The sequence below is a fragment of the Halobacillus sp. BBL2006 genome (assembly GCF_000786645.1).
In the GTDB taxonomy this organism is placed as follows: Bacteria; Bacillota; Bacilli; order Bacillales; family Halobacillaceae; genus Halobacillus.
This window is the reverse complement of record NZ_JRNX01000973.1, coordinates 1-555: the sequence shown is the minus strand read 5'-3', so window position 1 is coordinate 555 and position 555 is coordinate 1. Positions and strand designations below refer to the sequence as shown.

Below are 555 nucleotides of genomic sequence, written 5' to 3'. Positions count from 1 at the left end.
TGTAGCCGGTTCACTGCAGGTGCTTGGACAGCCCCTTGGCATCGGCCAAGGCTTTAACCCGACATGTCAGGCCGCACGCGGCATTAGCTTGTGGGCCCAACACGCACCTGGGTTCTTACTCGAGATCATCCCGCGTGCTGCTCGTGATGGCGATCTGGACTTTACTTTTGAAGGTACTCCGATCCATTCGAAGGATTTGAGCGGCGGACTTGCACCTGATTTGGATAAAGAACTGGATCCGGTATCGCTCGTCCTAGTCCCACACCTTGATCGTATCTATAGTGAGATGATGTCGAGAGTGGCGCTGCGAGGCGAAGATGGACACCGCTGGGTCAACCCCGCCTTTTACGGTAACTGGGTGCAAAAAGGCTTCAGCTCTGTGTTCGATCCGATCACCGGATATGTCGTCGATTATACTGGTTTCGTAAAACTGTTTTACGCGACGCACCACCCCGAATACAATGATGAATATGAATTGATCTATCCGAACCCTGTCGGCATCTTCATTACGAATGTGCACGGAAAGCTCCTCGGTCTCCATGCCGTATCGATTAC

At 52.4% G+C, this 555-nt stretch carries 1 pseudogene; it reads left to right on the top strand.

What is annotated here, in order from left to right:
- Nucleotides 1–19: 19 nt before the first annotated feature.
- Nucleotides 20–555 (top strand): annotated as a pseudogene (locus LD39_RS21485) (hypothetical protein); the annotation flags it as partial.